At 74.6% G+C, this 924-nt stretch carries 1 protein-coding gene; it reads right to left on the reverse strand.

Annotated elements, in window-relative coordinates; genetic code table 11:
* A partial coding sequence (locus QR77_RS01555) for a gamma-glutamyltransferase (protein WP_173476413.1) occupies nucleotides 1–924 on the reverse strand: 924 nt, incomplete at both ends.

The following is a 924-nucleotide window of genomic DNA, read 5'->3' on the forward strand; positions in this document are numbered from 1 at the left end:
CCCGCCGCTCCGGCGATCCCGGTGCCGGGGCCGCCGGGGTCGTCCGGGTAGCGCGGGAGCCGGGGCACGCGCCCGCCGGGCGCTCCGGGGCGCTGTTCGAGCGAGGCGGTGGACGGGGAGATCAGCCGGCGCCGTTCGGCGTTGTACGCGCGGTCCAGCAGGCCGCTCACGGGTACGTCGGTGAAGTCCGGGTCGCCGTACCACGCCTCGCGGTCGGCGAAGGCGAGCTTGCCCGCCTCGATGACGGTGTGCACCCAGTCCGCCGACCCGGGACCCATCGCCGCCAGGTCGTACCCCTCCAGCAGGGCGAGCTGCTGGAGGAAGACGGGCCCCTGTCCCCAGGGGCCCGTCTTGCAGACGGTGTGTCCGTGGTAGTCGAAGGTGACGGGGTCCTCGACCGTGGGCTCCCAGCGGGCCAGGTCGTCGGCGGTGAGCAGGCCGCCGTGGGCCCGGCCGGATGTGTCCATGACTTCCGTGGCCGAGCAGTAGGCGCCGATGGCCTCGGCGACGAAGCCCCGGTACCACGCGTCGCGTGCCGCCTCGATCTGCTTCTCCCGTGAGCCGCCGGCCGCTTCGGACTCCTCGACCAGCCACTGGTACGTGCCGGCCAGGACGGAGTTGGTGAAGTGGCTCCCGGCGGCGGGCACCGACCCGCCGGGCAGCCAGGTCGCCGCCGAGGTGGGCCAGTGCGTACGGAACATCTCGGCGACGGTGCCGATCGCGGTGGAGACCCGGGGGAGCAGCGGGTGGCCCTTCTCCGCGTAGTGGATGGCGGGCGCGAGCACATCCCGTACGGACCAGGTGCCCCAGCGCTCCAGCAGCAGCATCCAGGCGCCGAAGGAGCCGGGCACCACGGCGGGCAGCAGCCCGGTGCCCGGTACGAGGCCGAGGCCCAGCTCGGCGAGGCGCTCGCCGGTGGCGGCT

Source organism: Streptomyces sp. 150FB, assembly GCF_000818195.1.
GTDB lineage: Bacteria > Actinomycetota > Actinomycetes > Streptomycetales > Streptomycetaceae > Streptomyces.